At 62.2% G+C, this 23,070-nt stretch carries 20 protein-coding genes; 6 read left to right on the top strand and 14 right to left on the bottom strand.

Translation table 11 applies throughout. The annotated features are described in order from the left end of the window. Positions 1–137 precede the first annotated feature (137 nt). The gene (locus tag AC3IQ7_RS00465; RefSeq protein WP_099379225.1) at positions 138–1,586 is read right to left on the bottom strand and encodes a dihydrolipoyl dehydrogenase; all 1,449 of its coding nucleotides are present in this window, start codon (positions 1,584–1,586) and stop codon (positions 138–140) included. A 128-nt stretch (positions 1,587–1,714) separates the two neighbouring features. Between AC3IQ7_RS00465 and AC3IQ7_RS00470 the strand changes: the two genes are divergently transcribed. Further along, on the top strand, positions 1,715–2,605 hold the full coding sequence (locus tag AC3IQ7_RS00470) for an ArgP/LysG family DNA-binding transcriptional regulator (protein ID WP_099379224.1): 891 nt from the start codon (positions 1,715–1,717) through the stop codon (positions 2,603–2,605). A 14-nt stretch (positions 2,606–2,619) separates the two neighbouring features. Here AC3IQ7_RS00470 and AC3IQ7_RS00475 read toward each other — a convergent pair whose 3' ends face one another. Both AC3IQ7_RS00475 and hemE read right to left on the bottom strand, forming a co-directional pair. Further along, complete coding sequence (locus tag AC3IQ7_RS00475; protein WP_489208065.1) at positions 2,620–4,686, bottom strand: primosomal protein N'; 2,067 nt, start codon at positions 4,684–4,686, stop codon at positions 2,620–2,622. An 841-nt stretch (positions 4,687–5,527) separates the two neighbouring features. Then, a complete protein-coding gene (gene hemE, locus AC3IQ7_RS00480; RefSeq protein WP_489208066.1) occupies positions 5,528–6,613 on the bottom strand; it encodes a uroporphyrinogen decarboxylase in 1,086 nt (361 codons plus the stop codon). Between the two features lie 200 nt (positions 6,614–6,813). Between hemE and AC3IQ7_RS00485 the strand changes: the two genes are divergently transcribed. The 5 genes from AC3IQ7_RS00485 to AC3IQ7_RS00505 all read left to right on the top strand — a co-directional run bounded on the left by AC3IQ7_RS00485 (position 6,814) and on the right by AC3IQ7_RS00505 (position 16,060). Then, positions 6,814–8,757, top strand: a complete 1,944-nt coding sequence (locus AC3IQ7_RS00485) for a dipeptidyl-peptidase 5 (RefSeq protein ID WP_489208067.1) — start codon at positions 6,814–6,816, stop codon at positions 8,755–8,757. Beyond that, positions 8,754–12,935 (top strand): SNF2-related protein, encoded by a 4,182-nt coding sequence (locus tag AC3IQ7_RS00490; protein WP_489208068.1) that lies wholly within the window; start codon positions 8,754–8,756, stop codon positions 12,933–12,935. Before AC3IQ7_RS00485 ends, AC3IQ7_RS00490 begins: the two co-directional genes overlap by 4 nt. A 55-nt stretch (positions 12,936–12,990) precedes the next feature. Further along, complete coding sequence (locus AC3IQ7_RS00495; protein WP_322429336.1) at positions 12,991–13,479, top strand: hypothetical protein; 489 nt, start codon at positions 12,991–12,993, stop codon at positions 13,477–13,479. A 168-nt stretch (positions 13,480–13,647) separates the two neighbouring features. Continuing rightward, positions 13,648–15,507 carry a DUF885 domain-containing protein gene (locus tag AC3IQ7_RS00500; RefSeq protein ID WP_489210563.1) on the top strand — a complete coding sequence of 620 codons (1,860 nt, stop codon included), beginning with the start codon at positions 13,648–13,650 and terminating at the stop codon, positions 15,505–15,507. Between the two features lie 172 nt (positions 15,508–15,679). After that, positions 15,680–16,060 carry a hypothetical protein gene (locus AC3IQ7_RS00505; protein ID WP_489208069.1) on the top strand — a complete coding sequence of 127 codons (381 nt, stop codon included), beginning with the start codon at positions 15,680–15,682 and terminating at the stop codon, positions 16,058–16,060. Positions 16,061–16,144: 84 nt separating this feature from the next. Here the strand turns inward: AC3IQ7_RS00505 and tatC are convergent, their stop codons facing one another. The 11 genes from tatC to hisC form a co-directional block, all read right to left on the bottom strand. After that, entirely contained in the window at positions 16,145–16,900 is a 756-nt protein-coding gene (gene tatC / locus AC3IQ7_RS00510; protein ID WP_099379217.1) for a twin-arginine translocase subunit TatC, read from the bottom strand. Then, positions 16,897–17,430 carry a Sec-independent protein translocase protein TatB gene (gene tatB / locus AC3IQ7_RS00515; RefSeq protein WP_099379216.1) on the bottom strand — a complete coding sequence of 178 codons (534 nt, stop codon included), beginning with the start codon at positions 17,428–17,430 and terminating at the stop codon, positions 16,897–16,899. Before tatB ends, tatC begins: the two co-directional genes overlap by 4 nt. Positions 17,431–17,478: 48 nt before the next feature. Next, on the bottom strand, positions 17,479–17,715 hold the full coding sequence (gene tatA / locus AC3IQ7_RS00520; RefSeq protein WP_034780931.1) for a Sec-independent protein translocase subunit TatA: 237 nt from the start codon (positions 17,713–17,715) through the stop codon (positions 17,479–17,481). 80 nt (positions 17,716–17,795) lie between these two features. Further along, positions 17,796–18,167 (bottom strand): histidine triad nucleotide-binding protein, encoded by a 372-nt coding sequence (locus AC3IQ7_RS00525; protein WP_099379215.1) that lies wholly within the window; start codon positions 18,165–18,167, stop codon positions 17,796–17,798. A 15-nt stretch (positions 18,168–18,182) separates the two neighbouring features. After that, positions 18,183–18,554: a phosphoribosyl-ATP diphosphatase gene (locus tag AC3IQ7_RS00530; RefSeq protein ID WP_034753849.1), complete on the bottom strand. Its 372-nt coding sequence runs from the start codon at positions 18,552–18,554 to the stop codon at positions 18,183–18,185. Continuing rightward, positions 18,551–18,988 (bottom strand): phosphoribosyl-AMP cyclohydrolase, encoded by a 438-nt coding sequence (gene hisI, locus AC3IQ7_RS00535; RefSeq protein WP_034753847.1) that lies wholly within the window; start codon positions 18,986–18,988, stop codon positions 18,551–18,553. Before hisI ends, AC3IQ7_RS00530 begins: the two co-directional genes overlap by 4 nt. A gap of 34 nt (positions 18,989–19,022) precedes the next feature. Further along, positions 19,023–19,784, bottom strand: coding sequence for an imidazole glycerol phosphate synthase subunit HisF (gene hisF, locus AC3IQ7_RS00540; RefSeq protein ID WP_070219637.1), 762 nt, complete (start codon positions 19,782–19,784; stop codon positions 19,023–19,025). A gap of 60 nt (positions 19,785–19,844) precedes the next feature. After that, a complete protein-coding gene (gene hisA, locus AC3IQ7_RS00545) occupies positions 19,845–20,618 on the bottom strand; it encodes a 1-(5-phosphoribosyl)-5-[(5-phosphoribosylamino)methylideneamino]imidazole-4-carboxamide isomerase (protein ID WP_230542019.1) in 774 nt (257 codons plus the stop codon). Between the two features lie 54 nt (positions 20,619–20,672). Further along, positions 20,673–21,311 carry an imidazole glycerol phosphate synthase subunit HisH gene (gene hisH / locus AC3IQ7_RS00550; protein WP_099379214.1) on the bottom strand — a complete coding sequence of 213 codons (639 nt, stop codon included), beginning with the start codon at positions 21,309–21,311 and terminating at the stop codon, positions 20,673–20,675. Between the two features lie 35 nt (positions 21,312–21,346). Beyond that, positions 21,347–21,937 (bottom strand): imidazoleglycerol-phosphate dehydratase HisB, encoded by a 591-nt coding sequence (gene hisB / locus AC3IQ7_RS00555; RefSeq protein ID WP_010402123.1) that lies wholly within the window; start codon positions 21,935–21,937, stop codon positions 21,347–21,349. A 19-nt stretch (positions 21,938–21,956) separates the two neighbouring features. Further along, the gene (gene hisC / locus AC3IQ7_RS00560; RefSeq protein ID WP_489208070.1) at positions 21,957–23,051 is read right to left on the bottom strand and encodes a histidinol-phosphate transaminase; all 1,095 of its coding nucleotides are present in this window, start codon (positions 23,049–23,051) and stop codon (positions 21,957–21,959) included. Positions 23,052–23,070: the final 19 nt, after the last annotated feature.

Raw genomic sequence — 23,070 nt, forward strand, 5'->3', positions numbered from 1 at the left:
CCCTTTTTACCATCAGGAAGTCGTGGGCATGAACCAATTGAAATGTTTTTTGCTTTTAATCAATATTTCAATGTGGCAGCGATGATCGCGCAATCATGTGCGCTTGTCTACAAAATTGTTTAAATACAAAAATTGCATCAGACGCCAGGCGAGCAATCGGCGCAGCCGGGCGCGTGTTCCGGGTCTTTTTCCAGGTGCAGCGCCAGCTCGCGCAAGGCCGTGCGCACGCCTTCCTCGATGACGGGATGGTAGAACGGCATGTCGAGCATGGCCGGCACCGTCAGCTGCGCCTGGCACGCCCAAGCCAGCAAGTGGCCCAGGTGTTCCGCCCGTGGGCCGATCAGCTCGGCGCCGAGAAAGCGCTTGCTGCCAAACTCCGCATACACGCGCAGCAAGCCCTGGTTTTGCAGCATCACGCGGCTGCGGCCCTGGTTACCGAACGACACGGCGCCCACGGCGAAACGGCCCGCATGGCTCACGCACAATTGCTGGTACGTGGCGCCCACAGTGGCGATCTGCGGCTCCGTGAAGGCAATCGTCAATGGTGTGCGGCGCAAGCCAGGTTTGATGTCAGGAAAGCGGGCCGCGTTCTCCCCGGCGATGCGGCCCTCGTCGGCCGCCTCGGGCAACAGCGGCAGTTCGTTGTCGGCGTCGCCGGCGATGAAGATGGCGCTTTTGCCGCACTGCATGGTGTGCGGGTCATGCAGGGGAATGCCGTGGCGGTCGAGCTCGATTTGCGCCGTTTCCAGGCCGATCTTGTCCACGTTCGGCGCGCGGCCGATGGCGGCCAGCACATACTCGAACTGCTCGGTTTTTTCCACGCCGGCGCCATCGCTGCTGGTCAGCAGGATGCCGCTGCCGTCCGGCGTTTTTTCCACGTGCGCGACCTTGGTCATGAACCGGATATCGAGTTCGCGCGCCAGCACGGCATCCGCCTCGCGCAGCACCAGCGGATCCGTCAGTTGCGCGACTTTATTGCCGCGCGCAAACAGGGTCACGCGCACGCCCAGCCGCGCCAGCGCCTGGCCCAATTCCAGGCCGATCACGCCGCTGCCGACCACGGCGACCGATTGCGGCAAGTCCGTCCACTCGAACACGGCGTCGCTGGTGATGACACGCTCGCCGGCCGCCTGCCACTCGGGCGGTACGCTGGGCGTGGAACCGGTGGCGATCACCACGCTGCCAGCTTCAACGATGGTGTGTTCATCCACCTGCAAGGTGCCGGGAGAAATAAAACGCGCGTGGCCGCGCAGTTTTTCCTCGTCGGGGATGGCGTTGACGCCGTCGAGCACGAAGCCGACAAAGCGGTCGCGCTCGCTACGCACCCTGGCCATCACTTGCCGGCCATCGATGCGCACGGGCCCCGGATGCACGCCGAAACCGGGTGCGGCAGCCACGGCATGGGCGGCCTCGGCCGCCGCGATCAAGAGTTTGCTGGGCATGCAGCCGACCCTGGCGCAGGTCGTGCCGTACGGTCCGCTTTCGATCATCAGCACGCGCTTGCCCTGCATGCGCGCCGCCTTGTGCGCCGTCATGCCGGCCGTGCCGCTGCCGATCACGGCCACATCCACTCGTATCGTCTTCATCGTGCTATCCATCCACTGAGGTTGCTCACAGCGTTCGATACTACCCGTTTGCCGAAAATAAAGTTTTACTTTGCAGCAATATATGCATTAGTATAATTAATCATTTTCAAAATTTATAAGCTGAGCTAATGGGATCACTCGATTATCGCGCGCTGGCCGTGCTGGACGCCGTCGCCAGCCATGGCAGTTTCGACAAGGCTGCCCTGGCGCTGGGCATCACCCAGTCGGCCGTCTCGCAGCGCATCAAGGCGCTGGAAGACGCCAGCGGGCGCCTGCTGATCATCCGTGGCCAGCCAGCCGTGCCGACGGGCCTGGGCCAGCGCCTGATCGTGCACCATCGCAACGTCAAGCTGATGGAAGCATCGCTCGACATCGACCTGGGCAACAGCGTCAGCATGCCGGAAATCGCCATCGCCATCGATGCCGACAGCCTGGCCACGTGGTTCCCCGACACCTTGTCCGCCCTGCTGGCGCCGCCGCGCTGCCAGCTCGACGTGCGCCTGGCCGACAGCGACAGCGCCTTGCAGATGGTGCGCGACGGCTCCGTGTTTGGCTGCGTGGCAGCCGAGTCCGGCACAGCGATCGACGCGGCGGCCGCCACCAGCGTCACGCCGCTGGGCACCTTGCGCTATGTGTGCGTGGCTACACCCATGTTTGCCGGCCACTGGTTCGGCGATGGTTTTATTGCCGAAGCGGTGCAACTGGCACCGGCCGTCGTGGGCCAGCACGGCTTGCTGGCGCGTTTCCTTGCTGAACAATTGAGCATGCGTGAACCGTTTCCGCACCACACCTTACCCGTGGAAGCGGCGCGCCGCGGCTGCGTCCAGGATGGCCTCGCCTATGGCTTGATGCCGCAGCGCCTGGCCGCCCAGGGGCTGGCAACAGACCGTCTCGTGGAGCTGATGCCGGGCAGCACCCTGGATGTGCCGCTGAGCTGGCATGCGTGGACCCTGGACACGCCGTTTACCAAGCTGCTGTCCGAGCAGATCGTCAAGTCGGCGCGCGACTATCTGAACTAACTCAGTGCATTAATTCAAATATCCAGCGGGTCGACTTCCAGCGACCATTTCACGCGTGACTTCATGGCGCGCAGTTCCGCCAGCCATTCTTTTAAAAACGCCTGCAGGGCCGGCCGCGAGGGCGATTCCAGCAGCAGCTGGGCGCGGTCCACGTTGTAGACGCGCGTCATGCTCATGGGAATCGGGTCATTGATGGTCACCTGCGGGTGTTCCATGCACTCTTTCGCCGCCTGCAGGAACTCGATGGCGGTCGCCAGCTCGGGCGCCTCGGCGCGCAGCAGGGCCTGGAACAGGTAGGGCGGCAGCGCCGCCTGCGCCCGCTCTTCCAGCAAGGTCGTGGCGAAGTGGTCGTAATCGTGGTTGACGACGGCGTCGTACAGCGGATGGCGCGCATAGCGCGTCTGGATCAGCACCTCGGATACGCTGCCCCCTTCCGTCTGCGCGGCCCGCCCGGCTCGGCCCGCCACCTGCATCAACTGGGCGAACAGGCGTTCGCTGGCCCGGTAATCCTGCGAAAACAGGGCCGTGTCCGGATTCAGGATGCCGACCAGGGTCAGCTTTTTGAAATCGTGCCCCTTGGCCACCATCTGCGTGCCGATCAAAATATCGACTTCGCCCCGGTGCACGGTGTCGAACGCTTCCTGTGCGCTGCCCTTCTTGCGCGTGGAATCGGCATCGATGCGCAAAATGCGCGCCTCTGGAAACAATTGCTGCAAGCCCTCTTCCACCCGCTGCGTGCCGCGTCCCAGCGGCTGCAGGTCGACGTTGCCGCAGGTGGGGCAATGGCGGGGAATGCGCAGTTCCAGGCTGCAATGGTGGCAGCGCAAGCGGTGTTCGGGCTTGTGCAGCACCATGAACGAGGTGCAACGCGTGCAATTGCTGATCCAGCCGCACGATTCGCAACAGATCACGGGCGAATAGCCGCGCCGGTTCAGGAACAGCAGCGACTGCTCCCCGCGCTCCATGCGCAGTTTCAAGGCGGCTACCAGATGCGAAGTCAGGCCATCTTTCGGCTTGTCGCGCTCCATGTCCAAAATCTTGACGCGCGGCAATACCGCGTTCTTGACGGCCCGCTCGCGCAATTCCAGCTTGCGGTAGCGCCCCGTCTGTGCGTGGTGCCAGCTTTCCAGCGAGGGCGTCGCCGAACCGAGCGCGATGGGAATCTGCAATTGCCAGGCGCGCCACACGGCCAGGTCGCGCGCGGAATAGCGCAAGCCTTCCTGCTGCTTGTAGGACGGATCGTGTTCCTCGTCGATGACGATCAATTTCAATTTCGGCAAGGACGCCAGGATGGCCAATCGCGTGCCGAGCACGATGCGCGCCTGGCCCTGGTGGGCGGCCAGCCAGTGCAGCATGCGCTCGCCTTCGGACAGGCTGCTGTGCAGGGTCGCCAGCATGACGCCGGGAAAGCGCGCGCGGATATTGCCTTCCAGCTGGGGCGTGAGGTTGATTTCCGGCACCAGGATCAGGATTTGCGCATCGTCCTCGCGCGCCAGCACCTGGGCGCAGGCTTGCAGATACACTTCCGTCTTGCCGCTGCCCGTCACGCCATACAGCAGGGTCGGCTTGAAACCCCGGGCGCCGCCGATGGCGTCCGCCGCTTCCTGCTGCGCCGGGTTGAGCGCCGGCATGTTCAGCGGCGTGCCGTCGTGCGCGTCGGCCAGCTTGCCCAGCTTCTTGATGGCGCGGTCGAGCGCCACGGTGGTCAGCACGCGCAAATTCTTCGGCAGACCCGGCAAGGCCACTTCACCGAGCGGACGCTGGTAGTAATCGGCGGCAAAGGCGGCCAGCGCCAGCCATTGTTCCGACAACGGCGCCAGCTGGCTGCGCACGGCCAGCACATCCTTCAGTTTCGCGGCAGGCACGTCGGTGCTGTCGGAGACGCCGACGATCAGTCCCATCACTTCGCGCCGGCCGAACGGCACCAGCGCCAGCTGCCCCACTTGCGGCAACGGCGCGGCAGCGTCCGCGCCGGCGTCCGCGTCTACCGCCGCCGCGTTCCAGCGGTAGTCGAACAGGGCGTTCAAGGGCGTGTCGAGCGCGATTTTCAGGATGCACGACGTCAAAATGCACTGCGACATGGGGGGTGGGCCTATCTCAATAAAAAAGCGCGCCGCAGGGTAAATGGCGCACGGGAAGTCCGGCATCAAGCCAGCGGGCCATGATACTTGTTTCATCCCTCAAACGCCTAACGGCAGGCAGGACAGCGTGTCATCGTGCCTGAAGAAAATTCTGTGGATAACTTTGTGGACAAAGCAAAATTAACTTTCAGAAAAATGTGGATAGAAAATTTCGATCGCCGTCAAGAGCGGCACGCAAGAAAAATTAACCATTTAAAATCAAAGGCTTAAAAATTGATGCCCGGGAGGCTGGAAAACCGGGGGGCATTTCCGCCGCTGTGCATAACTGAACCATTTGTAATTTATTTATACAGAAATCAGCGCCATTTTGAGGCGCCCGAGCGGGAAAAATACCGGTGGCATGCGGCAAAGTTGACAATTGCCGGGCAAGCGTTCGTTTTTACGCACTGAGCGGCGAAACATTGTTCAATTATCATGCAGTGCAACATGCACTTCAGGTGAAACCTGAACATCGGCGCTAAGTATCGGTTAACAAAATACTTTTCAATTTTATCCACAGAATCTGTTGATAACTTTGTGGACAATGAAGGAATAAGGCAGGCAAACGAAAGAATAACCTTATCAATAGCAACAAAGTCCGCCGGACAAGGTATTTTTTATTTCTTAATAATCAAGCACTTGCAGAGCATCCCCGGGCATGGCTTTTCGACTGCCTCTTATTTCCGCAGCAAAAAAAATTGTGCATAAGTCGGTATTTCTTGCTGGGGCGCAGCAAAGAAAAAGGCAGGCTTCCGCTGGAAAGCCTGCCTTTTCCGCCCCTGCGCCAGGGGAAAACGGATACTTACTGGCCGCTACGCATGGCGCGGCTCATGCTGTGGACGGCTTCCACCATGGCTTCCACGGATTCCGGCGGCGTGAACTGGGAAATGCCATGGCCCAGGTTGAATACGTGGCCCGTGCCGGCCGAGGGCGCGCCAAAGGCGTTGAGCACTTTCGCCACTTCGGCGCGGATCTGCTCGGGGCTGGCGAACAGGATGGCCGGGTCGAGATTGCCCTGCAAGCCCACTTTATGGCCCACCAGCTGGCGCGCGCGCGTCAGGTTGACGGTCCAGTCCAGACCCACGGCATCGGCGCCGATGTCGGCGATCTGCTCGATCCACTGGCCGCCGCCCTTGGTAAACACGATGGCGGGAATCTGGACGCCATCCTTGTCGCGTTTCAATTGCGCCACCACTTGCTGCATGTAGGCCAACGAGAATTCCTGGTAGGCGCCATCGGCCAGCGCACCGCCCCAGGAGTCGAAAATCATCACGGCTTGCGCGCCGGCATCAATTTGCGCGTTCAGGTACTGCGCCACGGAGGTGGCGTTGATTGCCAGGATGTGATGCATCAGGTCCGGGCGGTTGTACAGCATCTTCTTGATGGTATGGAACTCTTTCGAGCCGCCGCCTTCCACCATATAGCACGCCAGGGTCCACGGGCTGCCGGAAAAACCGATCAGCGGCACGCGGCCATTGAGTTCCGTACGGATTTGCGTGACAGCCTTGAAGACATAGTCGAGCGATGCCAGGTCAGGTACTTGCAAGGCCTTCACGTCCTGTTCCGTGCGCAGCGGGCGCTCGAACTTCGGGCCTTCGCCATCGGCGAAATACAGGCCCAGGCCCATGGCGTCAGGCACCGTCAGGATGTCGGAAAACAGGATGGCCGCGTCGAGCGGGAAACGCTCCAGGGGCTGCAAGGTCACTTCGGTCGCGTAATCGGGATTCTTTGCCAGGCCCAGGAAGGAGCCGGCCCGCTCGCGCGTGGCGCGGTATTCGGGCAGGTAGCGGCCCGCCTGGCGCATCAGCCAGACAGGAGTGTGCTCGGTCGGCTGGCGCAGCAGGGCGCGCAGGAAAGTATCATTCTGGAGCGGAGCAAATTGTGGCATGGAAGGCAATCAATAGCTTGGAGAAGCGGTATTATCGCATCCAATCGCCGCCATTTCATTGATTCCGGTGCCGCTTTGCAGCAATTGCCGCGCACAGCGATGACTTTCGTTGTGCCTGCCCTTCCATTATGATGATGCACGCCGCCGCGCGCCCTGACCCTGCCTGGCGGCCCTTGATCCCCTCACTATACGGAGCCCGCATGACCTCGACCGCATCCAGCACCCCTTATGGCATTTGGCCATCGCCGATCAGCGCGGCCATCGTGGCCGCCGGCGCCTCGCCGCTGACGCAGCTGGCCTTGGGCGGTGCGGATGGGACCGACGTGTTCTGGCTGGCCGGGCGCGCCAGCGAGGCGGGCCGCAACACCCTGCTGCGCCAGCGCGGCGCGCGTGTCGATGAATTGACGCCGGCGCCCTTCAATGTGCGCACCCGCGTGCATGAGTATGGCGGAGGCGCGTATGCCGTTGCCGGCGATACCGTGTATTTCTCGCATTTCGCCGACAACTGCCTGTACCGTGTGGCCGGCGACGACGCACCCGAAGCGTTTACCACGGGCGGCAGCACGCGCCATGCGGACTTCGTTGTCGATGCGGCCCGCTCCCGCCTGATCGCCGTGCGCGAGCAGCATCCGCAAGAAGGTCATGCCCTTCCGGAAAACTGCCTGGCCGCCGTCGGCTTCGACGGACGCGAAACGGTGCTGGCGCGCGGCCACGATTTTTATGCGGCGCCGCGCCTGTCGCCGGACGGCAGCCAGCTGGCCTGGATCAGCTGGGACCACCCGCGCCTGCCGTGGCAAGGCACGGAACTGTGGCTGGCCGACGTGCACGCGGATGGCAGCCTCGGTTCGCCACGCCTGATCGCCGGCGGCGCGCGCGAGTCGATTTGCCAGCCGGAATGGTCGCCGAACGGCTTGCTGCACTTCGTTTCCGACAGCAGTGGCTGGTGGAATCTGTACCGCCTGCACGGCGCCAACATCGAGGCGCTGTGCCCGATGGAAGCGGAATTTGCCACGCCGCACTGGACCTTCGGTGGCAGCATGTACGGTTTTCTGTCCGACGACGAGATCGTCTGCACGTATATCCAGGCCGGCATCAGCTACCTGGCGCAGCTGAACGTGGCGGCGGCCAAACTCGAGCCGATTCCCCACCCCTACCAGGAAATCCGCGAACTGCGCGTGGGCCCCGGCTTCGTCGCACTGCTGGGCGGCAGCCCCACCATTGCGCTGGAACTGGCGCGCATCGATTTGGCTAACCATGAGCTGGAAGTGCTGGCGCAGTCGATCACGGCGCTGCCCGCGCTCGCTTATCTGTCCGTGCCGCGCAGCTTGAGTTTTCCTAGCAGCAATGGCCGCACGGCGTACGCCTTCTTTTATGCGCCCACCAATGGCGACGTGCAGGCGCCGGCAGGAACCTTGCCGCCCGTCATCGTCATCAGCCATGGCGGCCCCACCAGCATGGCCAGCAATACATTAAAGCTGGCGACGCAGTACTGGACCAGCCGCGGCATCGGCGTGCTTGACGTCAACTATGGCGGCAGCAGCGGTTTCGGCCGCGAATACCGCGACGCGCTGCGCGGGCAATGGGGCATCGTCGACGTGGAAGACTGCATCGCCGGCGCGCGCTATCTGGCCGCCAACGGTCTGGCCGACCCCGAGCGCCTGATCATCCGCGGCGGCAGCGCCGGCGGCCTGACGACCCTGTGCGCGCTGACCTTCCACGACGTCTTCAAGGCGGGCGCCAGTTACTATGGCGTGTCCGACCTGAAGGGCCTGGACAACGATTCGCACAAGTTCGAATCGCGCTACACGGACTACCTGATCGCTTCGCAGCCGCAAGCCGAGGCGCTGTACCTTGAGCGCTCGCCCATCCACCACACGGATAAACTGTCGCGCCCGATGATCTTCTTCCAGGGCCTCGACGACAAGGTCGTGCCGCCACAGCAGTCGCAGCTGATGGTCGACGCCTTGCAGGCGCGCGGCGTACCCGTCGCGTATGTCCCGCTCGAAGGCGAGGGCCACGGCTTCCGCAAGGCGGAAAACATCGTGCGCACCCTGGACGCGGAACTGTATTTCTACCAGCGCGTGTTCGGCCTGCCCGTGGCGGCCGGCGAGCCGCCCGTGCATATCGCCAATTTGCCCGCATGAACGAGCAACATGTAGAACAACATCTGCTGGACGAATTCGCCGCTCTGGAGCAGCATGAACAGATGATCCTGGCCTTGCTGGCGATCACGGGCGAACCGGTGGGCAAGCATGCCGTGTATGAACACTTGCAGCGCGCCAATGTCGTCGAACCGGACGGCACGCCGTTTTCCCTGCTGGTGGTGACCAATATGCTGCAGCGGCTGACGCGTCTGGCGCTGGCCAGCGAGGTGGTGGGACGGGGCTTTGCCTGCGAAGCGAGGCTGCGCTGGCCTGCCATGCGCGCCGCCATCGAGCACCTGGTGTTTCGCGACCTGTGCCAGGCCATCGAGCTGATCAATCCCGTGCGCCGCAACTGGGATGGCTATGTGGAATTGCGCAGCTACCGGCAAGGCGTGGCGCGCCTGCGCATCGCCCTCTTGCGCAATGACGAGGTGCGCCACGTGGCCGCCATCCTGGCCGCCTGCATGGCGTGCTATGAAGCGCAGCAGCTGCATCCGCTGATCGAGATTTTCGGCCGCCCGTTCGAACCGGAAATGTTGTCTTTTGTCATGCCGCAACTGCAGGATGACATCCTGGCCGTACTGCTGGGCAATGCGCCGCGCGAGCCGGCCACGGCGCACGCCATCCGCACGTACGCGCGCGCCCACCATGCGCGCCAGGCGGCCGCCGGCGACCATATCGGCGCTGCCTTGCCGCTGGCCCTGGCCGAAGATGCCCTGCTATGCGGCGAACTCGACGCGGCCGCCCGCTACCTGGCGGGCCAGCAGGGGCCGCAGGCGCTGTTTGTCGACAGCAGCATCGCCCTGTTACGCGGCGAACATGCACACGCCGTGGCGGGCTTCGAGACAGCCTTGAAAGGACTGCGCAAGGAAGCAGGCAAGCGCAAGCTGTGCTTTACGGGCATCGGCGGCCACCTGTATGTACTTGCACTGCTGCGCGGCAACGACGCCAAGCTGCTGAAAAGCGCGGAAACCTATCTCGATATCGCCCTGCACGCACAGCCCAACCACGACAGCATCGTCTACCAGCAACTCAATACCTTGCGCCTGGTGCGCGCCGGCGTGCAGTTGGCGGAAAGCATCCCCACGCGCAGCTGGGAAACGGCACTGCAGGCGCAACTGTTCCAGGGCTTGCTGTACTACTGGCTGGCGCTACCGCAATTGAGCGAACGCAAGGACCAGCTGCGGTCGCTGGTGCAGCAAGCGGACGCGGCCGGCTACGACCTGATCGCCGCGCAGGCGGCCGGCTTGCTGGGCTTGATGGGCGAGCCGCAGCAGGAGCGTTATGCCACGGCAAAACGGGCGCAACATGGCTTGACGGACATGGCGCCGTGGTTCGAGCGCCAGGAAGCGTGGCAGCGCCAGTTGAGCGCGCTGATCAACCTGCAGCAGAACGCGCCCGCCGAAGCGCTGGGCGGCGTCTCGCGCCTCGTCTGGCTGGTGGCGTTCGACCCGCGCTTTGGCCTCACGGCCGTGGAAGTGCGCGAGCAGAAGCGCGACGCGCGCGGCGGCTGGAGCAAGGGCCGCGCCATGGGCCTCAAACGCCTGGCCGAAGAGGCGGGCGACATCGATTTCCTCACGCCGCAGGACGCGCGCGCGGCGGGCAGCATCGCGCCTTTTAAACAATACTATTCGTCGGCACCGCGCTATGAAGTCGAGCTGGACAAGGCTGCCATCTTGCTGGTGGGCCACCCGCTCGTCTTCTGGCTCGATCACCCCGACACAAGAGTGGAACTGATCGCCGGCGCGCCGGAACTCCTGATCAAATCCCACGAGGGGCAGCTGTGGCTGGGCATGCAGCCGCCCCTGCCCGACAACGGCAGCAATGTCGTGGTGCAGCGCGAGACGCCGACGCGCTTGCGCGTGGTACATATCCTCGATGAGCACCGGCGCATCGGCGCCATCGTGGGCCTGGGCCTGTCCGTGCCCCTGCATGCGGAAAAACAGGTGATGCAGGCCATCGGCGCCATCTCGTCCATGGTCACGGTGCAGTCCGATATTGGCGGCGGCGCCGGCGACGCGGAAGCGATCACGGCCGACCACCGCCTGCACGTGCACCTGCTGCCCTACCAGCAAGGCCTGAAAATGCAGATCTTGGTCCGCCCGCTGCTCGACAACGGCGCCTATTACGCGCCCGGCAGCGGCGCCGAAAGCGTGTTTGCCGACGTGGCGGGCCGGGCCGTGCAGGCGCGGCGCGACCTGAATGCGGAACGCGAAGCGCAGCGTCAGCTCATCGGGAAATGTCTGGTGCTGGAAGAGGCGGAAGAAGAGCATGGCGAGTGGCTGCTGGGCCAGCCTGCGCTGGGCTTGCAATTGCTGGTGGAGCTGCAGGCGCTCGATCCCGCCGGCATGGTATTGGCGTGGCCGGAAGGCGAAACCATGCGCGTGTCGAAACGCATCGACAGCGGCCAGATGCGCCTGAACATCAAGAGCGAAAAAGACTGGTTTGCCGCCAGCGGCGAAGTGCAGATCGACGAAGACAAGGTGATGGATTTGCGCGCCCTGCTCGATTTGATGCAGAACAATAAAAGCCGCTTCGTGGCGTTGGGCGACAACCAGTTCCTGGCGCTCAGCGACGAATTGCACCGTCGGCTGTCCGAGCTGGCCGCGTATGGCGAAGCGCATGCCGATGGCGTGCACATCCACCCACTGGCCGCCTTCGCGCTGGAAGAGCTGGCCAACGATGCGGGCGGCGTGAAGGCCGACAAATTGTGGCGCGAACACTTGCTGCGCCTGCGCGCCCTCGATGACTATCAGCCGCAGCTGCCCAGCACCTTGCAGGCGGACTTGCGCGACTACCAGCTGGCCGGCTACGAATGGCTGGCGCGCCTGGCGCACTGGGGCGTGGGCGCCTGCCTGGCCGACGACATGGGCTTAGGTAAAACCTTGCAGGCGCTGGCCCTGATCCTGGCGCGCGCGCCCAACGGCCCCACCCTCGTCGTCGCCCCCACGTCCGTGTGCATGAACTGGATCAGTGAAGCGCAGCGCTTCGCGCCCACCTTGAACATCAAACTGTTCGGCAGCGGTGACCGGGCCGACATGCTCGACACCCTGCGGCCCTTCGACGTGGTGGTGGCCAGCTACGGCTTGCTGCAGCAGGAAGCGGCGCTGTTTGCCGGCGTGCGCTGGCATACGATCGTGCTCGACGAAGCGCAAGCGATCAAGAATGGCGCCACCAAGCGCTCGCAAGCCGTGATGGCCCTGCAGGGCGACTTCCGCATGGTGGCCAGCGGCACGCCGCTGGAAAACCACCTGGGCGAACTGTGGAACCTGTTCCGCTTCATCAATCCCGGCTTGCTGGGGACCCTGGACCAGTTTAATTTGCGCTTCGCCGGTCCCATTGAGAAAGATCAGGATAAACGGGCGGCGGCCGGCGCGCGCCTGCGGCTGCGCCGCCTGATCGCGCCCTTCATCCTGCGCCGCACGAAGACGCAAGTGCTGTCGGAATTGCCGTCGCGCACGGAAATCGTGCTGGAGGTGGAATTGTCGCCGCAGGAAACGGCCCTGTACGAATCCTTGCGCCGCGAAGCGCTGGAAAAGCTGGCCATGGTGGAAGGGCCGGCGTCAAAAAAAGCCATCCAGATCCTGGCGGAAATCATGAAGCTGCGCCGCGCCTGCTGCAATCCCCAGCTCGTGGCGCCCGAGCTGGGCCTGGCCAGCAGCAAGCTGGCCGCGTTCGCCCAGTTGCTGTCGGGCTTGCTGGAAAACCGCCACAAGGTCCTCGTCTTCAGCCAGTTCGTCGACCATCTGACCCTCATTCGCCAGCACCTGGAGCAGCATGGCGTCAGTTACCAGTATCTCGACGGCAGCACGCCGATGCAGGAGCGCAAGCGCCGCGTCGATGCCTTCCAGGCGGGTGAGGGCGACGTTTTCCTGATCAGCCTGAAAGCGGGCGGCATGGGCATCAATCTGACGGCGGCCGATTACGTGATCCACATGGACCCGTGGTGGAACCCGGCCGTGGAAGACCAGGCATCGGACCGCGCCCACCGCATGGGGCAATTGCGTCCCGTCACCATTTACCGGCTGGTGGCGAAACACACGATCGAGGAAGGCATCGTCGAATTGCACCAGCACAAGCGCGACCTGGCCGACAGTTTATTAGAAGGCAGCGACGCGGCCGCGCGCATGTCGGCCAATGACATGCTGGGCATGCTCCAAGAGGGGTTGAAAAAATGAACGGCGAAGCCGCGTTCCATGCGATGATCCATTTTCCCTGTTGCTCTCCCACGCCATGACCGACTATATCGCCACCAGCGCCGGCCAGCGCGCCACCTTTTTGTGCGGCAAATCCTGGACCGCCTACGTCAGCACTTTCATGATTGCCGTGCTGCTGTTTTTTGCCGCCCTGCCGCTGGCCTTCAAGTACAACGCGCGCGCCGCCTTCGTCGTGCTGATCGGCTCGGCCCTGATCGTCGGCTACCGCCTGCTGACGATCCGCAGCTACCAGCTGTACTACGACGAGGCGGGCGTGTGGCTGGCCTCCGGTATCTTGCCGTGGAAAAAGAAACTCACGGGCGTGAAATGGCGCGACATGGATGAAGCCGTCTATGAAACGAACTTCTGGAGCTGGCTGTTCCAGTCCTATACGGTGCGCGTCAGCCAGCGCTACACGCAAGATATCGAAATCCACGCCACCGGCATGGCGCGCGGCAAGGATGCCGTGGCGGCCATCAATGCGCACCATCAGGAACTGCTGCGCGACAGCGCCATCGTCGTCTAGCGTCGCGCGCTCCGGCGCAAAAAACTGCGCAGCGACGGCAATTAATGCTAATCTTTGGGCCGCCCAGGTAAGCAAGGCCAACCTTTCAATAGTTGTTTGTTACTTGTATTATCAGTTTATTATTCTCTGATGAGGACAAACGGCAAAATATTCAAGAGATAAACTATGCTGATAAAAAATAAAGTTGCGCTCGCCGCATTGATGATGGCATTTACCCTGACACCGGCCAGCGCCGCCAAGAAGCCGCAGAAAAACGGCAAGGCCAGCACCAGCAGCAGCAAGAAAAAAACCGTCGCCAAGAAGGCGGCCGTCGTCAGCGCCGCCACGGCAGCCACGGTCGCGGCCGTCGCCAGCGAGAACAGCAGCGACCGTTCCATGAATAACCTCAGCGGCCAGTTCCTCACGGCCCTGTGGCGCCTGGATCCGGAAAGCGCGATTTCCGTCGGCAAGTACGATGGCGCCGCCAACCTGAGCATTCCCGACGCGGCCAGCCGCCAGAAGCAACTGGCTTTCATCGAAGAATGGCTGGGCAAGTTCGGCAAGCTGAATGCCAGCAAAATGTCGGACAAGCAACGTACCGACCTGGCCTTGCTGACGAATAAACTGCAATCGGACCGCTGGTACCTGACCACCTTCCGCGAATTCGAATGGAATCCCGCCCAGTACAACGTGGCCGGTTCCATCGACTTCATCCTGAACACGGAATACGCGGCCCAGCCGCAGCGCCTGCGCACCTTGCTCAAGCGCATCGCCACCGTGCCGCAATACTATGCGGCCGCGCGCGCCAGCATCGTCAATCCCACGCGCGAACACACGCAGCTGGCCATCGCCCAGAGCGCAGGCGTGCTCAGCGTGCTCGATGACTTGAACAAGACGGCACAGGGCTCGATCCTGACGCCGACGGAAAAACAGCTGTACAACGCGCGCATCGCCGCGGCCCGCACGGCCGTGCAAGGCTACGCGGCCTGGCTGACGGAACAGGATGCCGCGCTGGCGCAGAACGGCAACGCGCGCTCCTTCCGCATCGGCAAGGAGCTGTACGAACAGAAATTTGCCTACGATATCCAGGCCAGCGTGAGCGCCGAACAGATGTACCAGAAGGCCCTGGCCGCGCGCGAAAAGTTGCTTGAGCACATGGACAGCCTGTCCGACGAGCTGTGGGCGAAAACCATGGGCGCCACGGTCAAGCCGGCGGACCGCACGGCGAAGATCGGCATGGTGATCGACAAGCTCTCCAGCAACCACGTCGCGGCCGCCGATTTCGTGCCGGAAATCCGTCGCCAGATTCCCGAGCTGCAGGCATGGGTGACCAGCCACAACCTGCTGACGATGGATCCGAAAAAGCCCCTGGTCGTGCGTGAAACGCCCGCCTACCAGCGTGGCGTGGCCGGCGCCAGCATCGAAGCGCCCGGCCCGTACCGTCCGCAGGACCGCACCTATTACAACGTGACGCCGCTCGACGGCGAAACGCCGGAACAGGCGGAAAGCAGCTTGCGCGAATACAACCACTGGATCTTGCAGATCCTGAATATCCACGAAGCCATTCCCGGCCACTACACGCAGCTCGTGTACGCCAACAAGTCGCCCTCGCTGGTCAAGTCCATCTTCGGCAACGGCGCCATGATCGAAGGCTGGGCCGTGTATGGCGAACGCATGATGCTCGAATCGGGCTATGGCAATAACGCGCCGGAAATGTGGCTGATGTATTCGAAGTGGAACTTGCGCAGCGTCACCAACACCATCCTCGACTACAGCGTGCACGTGCTGGGCATGACGGAAGCACAGGCGCTCGACCTGCTGACCCGCCAAGCTTTCCAGACCCAGCGTGAAGCCAAGGAAAAATGGCGCCGCGTGCAGCTGAGTTCGGTGCAACTGACCAGCTATTTCAGCGGCTACAGCGAAATCATGGACTTGCGCGAACAGCGCAAGCAAGCGTTGGGCAACAAGTTCGTGCTGAAAGATTTCCACGAGCAATTCCTCAGCTACGGCAGTGCCCCCGTGAAAGTCATCAAGGAACTGATGAATTAACTCGTACGCATCCTTTCCTTGCAAGGGGCGCCGCGGCGCCCTTTTTGCATGCGTTTGCGCTGCCGCAAAGCACCGGCGTGCCGGTCCACTAAGCTCATGGGAAGGCAGGCGCCACCGTACTCCTCACTGGCAATTGCCGATTTTCCTGCTAGGCTGGATATCAGGAGCGTCCATGCATATGCCCATCCAGTTCGACACCCTCGATGACGCCAAACGCCTCGCCTCGGCCGGCGTACCCACGCAGCAGGCGGAAGCCCATGCCACGGCGCTGGGTGAAGTACTGGGTTCGGCCGTGGTCGTGCATGGCGAGCTGGCGGCGCTGGAGCGCAATCTGCTGGGGGAAATCAAGCTGGTGGCGCAAAAGGTCGATACCAGAGTGGATGCGCTGGAACTGAAATTCGATACCAAAATAGATGCCCTGGAGCAAAAATTCGACGCCCGCCTGGAACGCCTGGACTTGCGCCATGGCGCCGACATGAAACACGTGTACTGGATGATGAGCACCCTGATCCTGCTCAACCTGGGCATCCTCAGCAAATTGATGCTGCAGTAAGCATTCACCAACTTCCCTGATGATAAAAAAGCCGCTGCTCCCGAAGGAGGTCAGCGGCTTTTGCTTGCGAGTATTGTAGACCGTCTAGGACGCTTCTTCCGGCGCCTGGGTTGCCTTGACGAAGATCGGTGCCACCAGCAGGCCCAGCTCGAACAACAGGCACATCGGGATGGCCAGCGAGAACTGACTGACCACGTCCGGCGGCGTGACGATGGCGGCAATCACGAAGGCGCCGACGATGATGTAGGGACGCACTTCCTTGAGTTTCGCGATGGAAACCAGCCCCATGCGCACGAGGATCACCACCACCACGGGCACCTCGAAGGTGGCACCAAAGGCCAGGCACATCGACATGACGAAATCGAGGTAGTTTTCGATATCGGGCGTTACCGCGATCGACGATGGCGAAAAGTCGCTGATGAAGTGGAAGACGCGGCCAAACACAAAGAAATAGCAGAAGGCCACGCCGGCGATGAACAGCAGGGACGACGAAATGACCAGCGGCGCGATCAGGCGCTTTTCATGCGTGTACAGGCCGGGGGCAATAAACGCCCACATCTGGTACAGCACCCAGGGCAAGGCGACGATGAAGGCGATCACCAGGGTCACTTTCATCGGCACCAGGAACGGCGAGATGACGCCGGTGGCGATCATTTTCGAGCCGGCCGGCAGCGAGGCGATCATCGGCGCCGCAATAAAATCATAGATATGCGATGGGCCGGGCCAGTAAAACAGCACGGCGCAGACGACGGCGATGCCGATCGAAGCCTTGACCAGGCGGTTGCGCAGCTCGACCAGATGCGAGATAAAAGTTTCTTCCACCGGGGATTTGCTACTCATGAGTAAAAGGAGGAGGAACTGGCGCGCGGACGGAAGCGCGCCACGCGGGCGGCGGCCGACTGCACGTGCAGCTTGCCGCCATGGCGCTGCTTGTACCAGCCAGGGATGGCGGAATTGCGCACCAGCTTCTTGCGGCGGAATTCGCGCGCCTTGCGGGCCAGGTCATCGTTGGTGGCGCGCAGCATGGCTTCATGGGCATCGTGATGCCCCTCATACGAGCTGGCATCGCCGCGCCAGGCGTTTTCCACCTCGGCCAGGTTGCCGGAGATCGAGTTTTCCACGCCATGCATGGATTTCTCCACGCTTTGCTTGACGGAATGGGCCGCATCCTGCACTTCCTTCTGCAGGTTTTTCAGCTCTTCCATTTCAATTTCGCGCGAAACTTCGGATTTCACCTGGTTCAGGTAGCGTTGCGCGCGGCCATACAGGGTACCGGCCATGCGCGCCACTCTCGGCAACTTTTCAGGGCCGATGACTATCAACGCAACCACGCCGATGATGGCGATTTTAGAGAGACCGAGATCGATCATAAGCGGACAAGGGCTGTTACCGGACGAGGCAAGCGCCCCGCCACGCTATCAGAACTTGCTTTTCTCTTTCGTTTCGACGTCGATGGTGCTTTTGTCGGCCACTTGCGATGGCGCAGCAGGAGGGGTATTGGCTGCCGGAGCGTCATCTTCGCCCTTGACGCCATCCTTGAAGCCTTTGACGGCCTTGCCGATATCACCGCCGATATTGCCCAGTTTCTTGGTGCCGAAGACCAGCATCACAATGACCAGAACGATCACCCAGTGCCAAATACTCAATGAACCCATCACATTCTCCTTGCGGGACGGTGCCCGAATAGCGTCGACCAATGCCGGTAGTATACACGTGAACCCGGCGCGCAGCGAAATCAGTGTTGACCGCGCCAGGGGCGGGGACCGCCGTACACATGCATGTGCAGGTGATACACCTCTTGCCCGCCGTTCGGGCCGCTGTTGATCATGGTCTTGAAGCCGCCGGCAGGCGTGCCATCGGCGTCATACGTGACGGCGCAGCCGAACTCGGCAGCGAGCTTCGGCGCCAGGCGCAGCAGCTTGCCCAGCATGTCCGTATGGCTGTCGTCGCAATCGGACAGGCTGGCCACGTGGCGCTTCGGGATCAACAGCAGGTGCACGGGGGCGGCCGGGTTGATGTCCTTGAAGGCCAGCAAGTCCTCGTCCTCATACACGATGGACGAAGGAATTTGTTTTGCAGCAATCTTGCAGAAAATACAGTTATCCACGCACGCTCCAGTAGGTCAGTGTTTGTCTGTTTCGCCGGCGTCGCGCAACTCATCCTTGCGTGCCGCCTTTTCTTCCAGGCCGGACAGGCCTTCGCGGCGCGCCAGCTCGTCGAGTACCTGCTGCGGCGTCAGGTCGAACTGCGCCAGCATCACCAAGCTGTGAAACCACAGGTCGGCGCATTCGTACAGGACCTTCGACGGGTCGTTGTCGCGGCGCGCATCCTTGGCGGCCATCACCGTTTCCGTGGCCTCTTCGCCGATTTTTTTCAAAATCGCATCGTCGCCCTTGGCAAACAGGCGCGCGACATACGAGGTGGCGGGGTCGCCGCCGTTGGCCAGCTTGCGCGATTCGATCACGGCGGCCAGGCGCTTCAGGGTTTCACTCATTTGCTCTTGCTTTCCGCGTAAATCGTCTCAGGGTCTTTCAGGACGGGGTCGGTGACTTGCCATTCGCCCGTTTTCTCGTCGCCTTCGAATTTCTGGAAGAAGCACGAATGGCGGCCCGTATGGCAGGCGATGCCGCCCGCTTGCTCGATTTTCAGCAAGACCACGTCTTCGTCGCAATCGAGGCGGATTTCCAGCACCTTTTGCGTGTGGCCGGACTCTTCGCCCTTGTGCCACAGTTTCTTGCGCGAACGGCTCCAGTATACGGCTTCGCCCAGCTCCACCGTGCGCGCCAGCGCGTCGCGGTTCATCCAGGCGAACATCAGCACGTCATTGCTGCCCGCTTCCTGCGCAATCACGGGCACCAGGCCGTGCTCGTCCCATTTGACCTTTTTCAGCCACTTGGCATTGCTTGCTACGATGGTTCCGTTTTGCATGTTCTTCTATCCTGCCTATATTTACTGCTGATATTTACGCCAGACGCATGGGAATGCCCTGCTGCGCCATGAACCGCTTGGCTTCCTGCACCGTGTGCTGGCCATAATGGAAGATGCTGGCGGCCAGCACGGCGTCCGCGCGGCCCACCTTGATGCCATCGACCAGGTCCTGCAAGCCGCCCACGCCGCCCGAGGCGATCACGGGAATGCTGACGGCGTCGGACACGCCGCGCGTCAGACCCAGGTCGAAGCCGACCTTGGTGCCGTCGCGGTCCATGCTGGTGAGCAATATCTCTCCGGCGCCCAGGCTTTCCATTTTACGCGCCCATTCGAAGGCGTCCAGACCGGTGGCCGTGCGCCCGCCATGGGTAAACACTTCCCACTTGCCGGGCGACACTTGCTTGGCGTCGATGGCGACGACGATGCATTGCGAGCCGTGCTTTTGCGACGCCTCAAACACCAGTTGGGGATTCGTCACGGCCGAGGTGTTGATGCTGACCTTGTCGGCGCCCGCGTTGAGCAGCCGGCGCACGTCTTCCACCACGCGCACGCCACCGCCCACGGTCAGCGGAATGAACACTTGCGACGCGACGGCTTCGATGATGTCGAAGATCAGGCCACGGTTGTCGCTCGAGGCGGTAATGTCGAGGAAAGTGATTTCGTCGGCGCCCTGCTCATCATAGCGGCGGGCAATTTCCACCGGATCGCCGGCGTCGCGCAATTCCGTGAAATTGACGCCTTTGACAACGCGGCCATTTGTCACGTCGAGGCAGGGGATGATACGTTTTGCAAGCATGATGGTATCCAGATTGTCACCAGGCCAGGGCATGCACGCGCACGCCCCGGCCGGGCAGGCTTAAACGGCGGCGTCGGTCAGTTCGTCGGCGCGTTCCTGCGCCTGCGCCAGGTCGATCGTGCCTTCATAGATGGAACGGCCGCAGATCACGCCTTCGATACCTTCGGCCTGGACCGCGCACAGCGCTTCCACGTCGCCGATATTGTGCAGGCCGCCCGAGGCGATGACGGGGATCTTGACGGCTTGCGCCAGCTTGACGGTGGCGTCGATATTGATGCCGCCCATCATGCCGTCGCGGCCGATGTCCGTGTAGATGATCGATTCGACGCCGTAGGCTTCGAATTTTTTCGCCAGGTCGATCACTTCGTGGCCCGACATCTTGCTCCAGCCATCCGTTGCCACTTTACCATCTTTTGCATCGAGGCCGACGATGATGTGGCCCGGGAAGGCGCCGCAGGCGTCGTGCAGGAAGCCGGGGCTTTTCACGGCCGCCGTGCCGATGATGATGTAGGTGATGCCGGCGTCGAGGTAGCGCTCGATGGTGTCGAGGTCACGGATGCCGCCGCCCAGCTGCACGGGGATTTCCTCGATGTCATTTTCCACGGCGAAATCTTGCACCGCCTTCAGGATGGCCTTGACGGCGCCTTCGTTCTTCGGCTTGCCGGCAAAAGCGCCATTCAGGTCGACCAAATGCAGCCGGCGCGCGCCTTGCATCAGCCAATGGCGGGCCATCTCGGCCGGGTCTTCGGAAAATACGGTGGCAAGTTCCATATCGCCTTGTTTCAGGCGTACGCAGTGACCGTCTTTCAGGTCGATGGCGGGAATAAGCAGCATGGTCAGTGTGGTCTAGAGTGAGTGAGAGGCGGAAAAAAAGCCGGAGAGCTAACGTTAAGGTTGCCAGTGAACGAAGTTCTTGTACAGCTGCAAGCCAGCGGCAGCGCTTTTTTCAGGGTGAAACTGTGTCGCGAAAATATTATCACGGGCGACGGCGCAGGCGAACGGCGCGCCATAGACAGTCTCGCCCACCGTGTGCGCCGCCTCTTGAGGTTGAGCAAAATAACTGTGCACAAAGTAAAAATACGCGTTGTCGGCGATGCCATCCCACATGACATGGGACGCCGTTTGCCGCACCTGGTTCCAGCCCATTTGCGGCACCTTGAAGCGCGAGCCGTCTTCCTGCACCTGGCCGTCGAGCTGGAAGCGCACGACTTTGCCTGGTAGCAAGCCCAGACCGGCCGCATTGCCCTCTTCGCTGCCGTCGAACAGCATTTGCTCGCCGATGCACACGCCCAGCACGGGCTTGCTGTCGGCGGCGCGCAGCAGCGCCTCCAGTACACCTGATTCGCGCAGGCTGCGCATGCAGTCGGGCATGGCGCCCTGGCCCGGCAAGACGATGCGGTCTGCGCTGTCGATGTCTTGCGCCAGTCCGGAAATGCGCACGTCGGCTTCCGGCGCTACGGCACGCAAGGCCTGCGCCACCGAGCGCAAATTACCCATGCCGTAATCCACCACCACAATTTTATTCATGTTTGATCTCGGAATCTACAGTGGTTCGCGGGCGCTTACAGGCTGCCCTTGGTCGATGGAATGATGCCGGCCGCGCGCTCGTCGAGCTCGGCAGCCATGCGCAGCGCGCGGCCAAAGGCCTTGAACACGGTTTCGCACTGATGGTGGGCATTCGTGCCGCGCAAGTTGTCGATATGCAATGTCACGCCCGCATGGTTGACGAAGCCGCGGAAAAATTCCAGGGTCAGGTCGACGTCGAAGCCGGCGATCATGGCGCGCGTAAACGGGATGTGGTATTCGATGCCCGGGCGGCCCGAGAAATCGAGCACCACGCGCGACAGCGCCTCGTCCAGCGGCACATACGCGTGGCCGTAGCGGCGGATGCCCTTCTTGTCGCCGATAGCCTTGGCTACGGCCATGCCCAAGGTGATGCCCACGTCTTCCACCGTATGGTGATTGTCGATATGCACGTCGCCCGTCGCTTCGATATCCAGGTCGATCAAGCCGTGGCGGGCGATCTGGTCCAGCATATGGTCGAGGAAGGGCACACCGGTGTTCAGCTTTTGCTGGCCCGTGCCATCCAGGTTGAGGGCGACGCGAACTTGCGTCTCATTGGTGTTGCGCGTGATTTCTGCGGTGCGGTTCATGGGAGGCTCTGGCGATAGGCTAAACGAGGGATGCCTTGAAGGCATCGTAAAAAAGGGAATTTTCTTCCGGGGTGCTGACGCTGATGCGCAGGCAATTGGCCAGCGCAGCATGCATTTTACTCATATTTTTAATTAAAACCCTGCGGGCAAGCAGTTTTGCGCAAACATCGTCGGAATCAGCCACACGAATCAGAAGAAAATTTGCCTTCGAGGGGAAGACCGTTACGCCCGGCAATTCCGCCAGGCGCAGCGCCAAATCGTCGCGAGCGCTGTTGAGCAAATCCGCCTGGGCATTCAACACATCGAGGTGATCGAGCGCGAATTCGGCCGCCGCCTGCGTCAATACATTCACATTGTACGGCGGGCGCACTTTTTCAAATTGCGCCAGCAGGGCCGGCGCGGCCGACATGTAGCCGAGGCGGATGCCGGCCAGGCCCAGTTTCGACACGGTGCGCATCACCACCAGGTTTTCATATTCAGGCAAACGGCCCATGAAGCTGTGCTGCGCGAACGGTTCATACGCTTCGTCGACGACGGCGATGCCCGTGTCGCCGAGGGCCGCCAGGATGCGCTCGATGTCGGCAGTGGCAAACAGGTTGCCCGTCGGGTTGTTCGGATACGCAAGGAAGACCAGCGCCGGGCGATGCTGTTCGATCGCCGCCAGCATGGCCGGCATGTCCAGGCTGAAGTCCGCCTGCAAAGGCACGCCGACAAAATCCATGCCGGCAAACTGCGCCGAGCGCGCATACATGACGAAGGCCGGCACGGGCGCCAGCAGCACGGCGCGCTGGCCAGGCTCCTGGCGGGCGCACGCCATGGCCAGGATGGAAATCAGTTCATCGGAGCCATTGCCCAGCATGACGTCGTAACCGGCGGGCACGCCGAGTCTGGCGCAAATGGCCGCCTGCAGGCTGGCGTAGGACGGCGGATAGCGGTTCAGCGCCACGCCGGCCAGGCGCGCGCCCAGCTCCTCGCGCAGCTGCGGCGGCAGCGGATACGGGTTTTCCATCGCATCGAGTTTGATGTAACCGCTGGCATCGGCGACCTGGTAGCTTTTGACGGCCCGCACATCGGAGCGCACGGTGTTGCTGATTAGCTGATCGAGGAAAGACATGCTGCAAACACTCCTGATG

This window comes from Janthinobacterium sp. GL_088, from assembly GCF_057837845.1.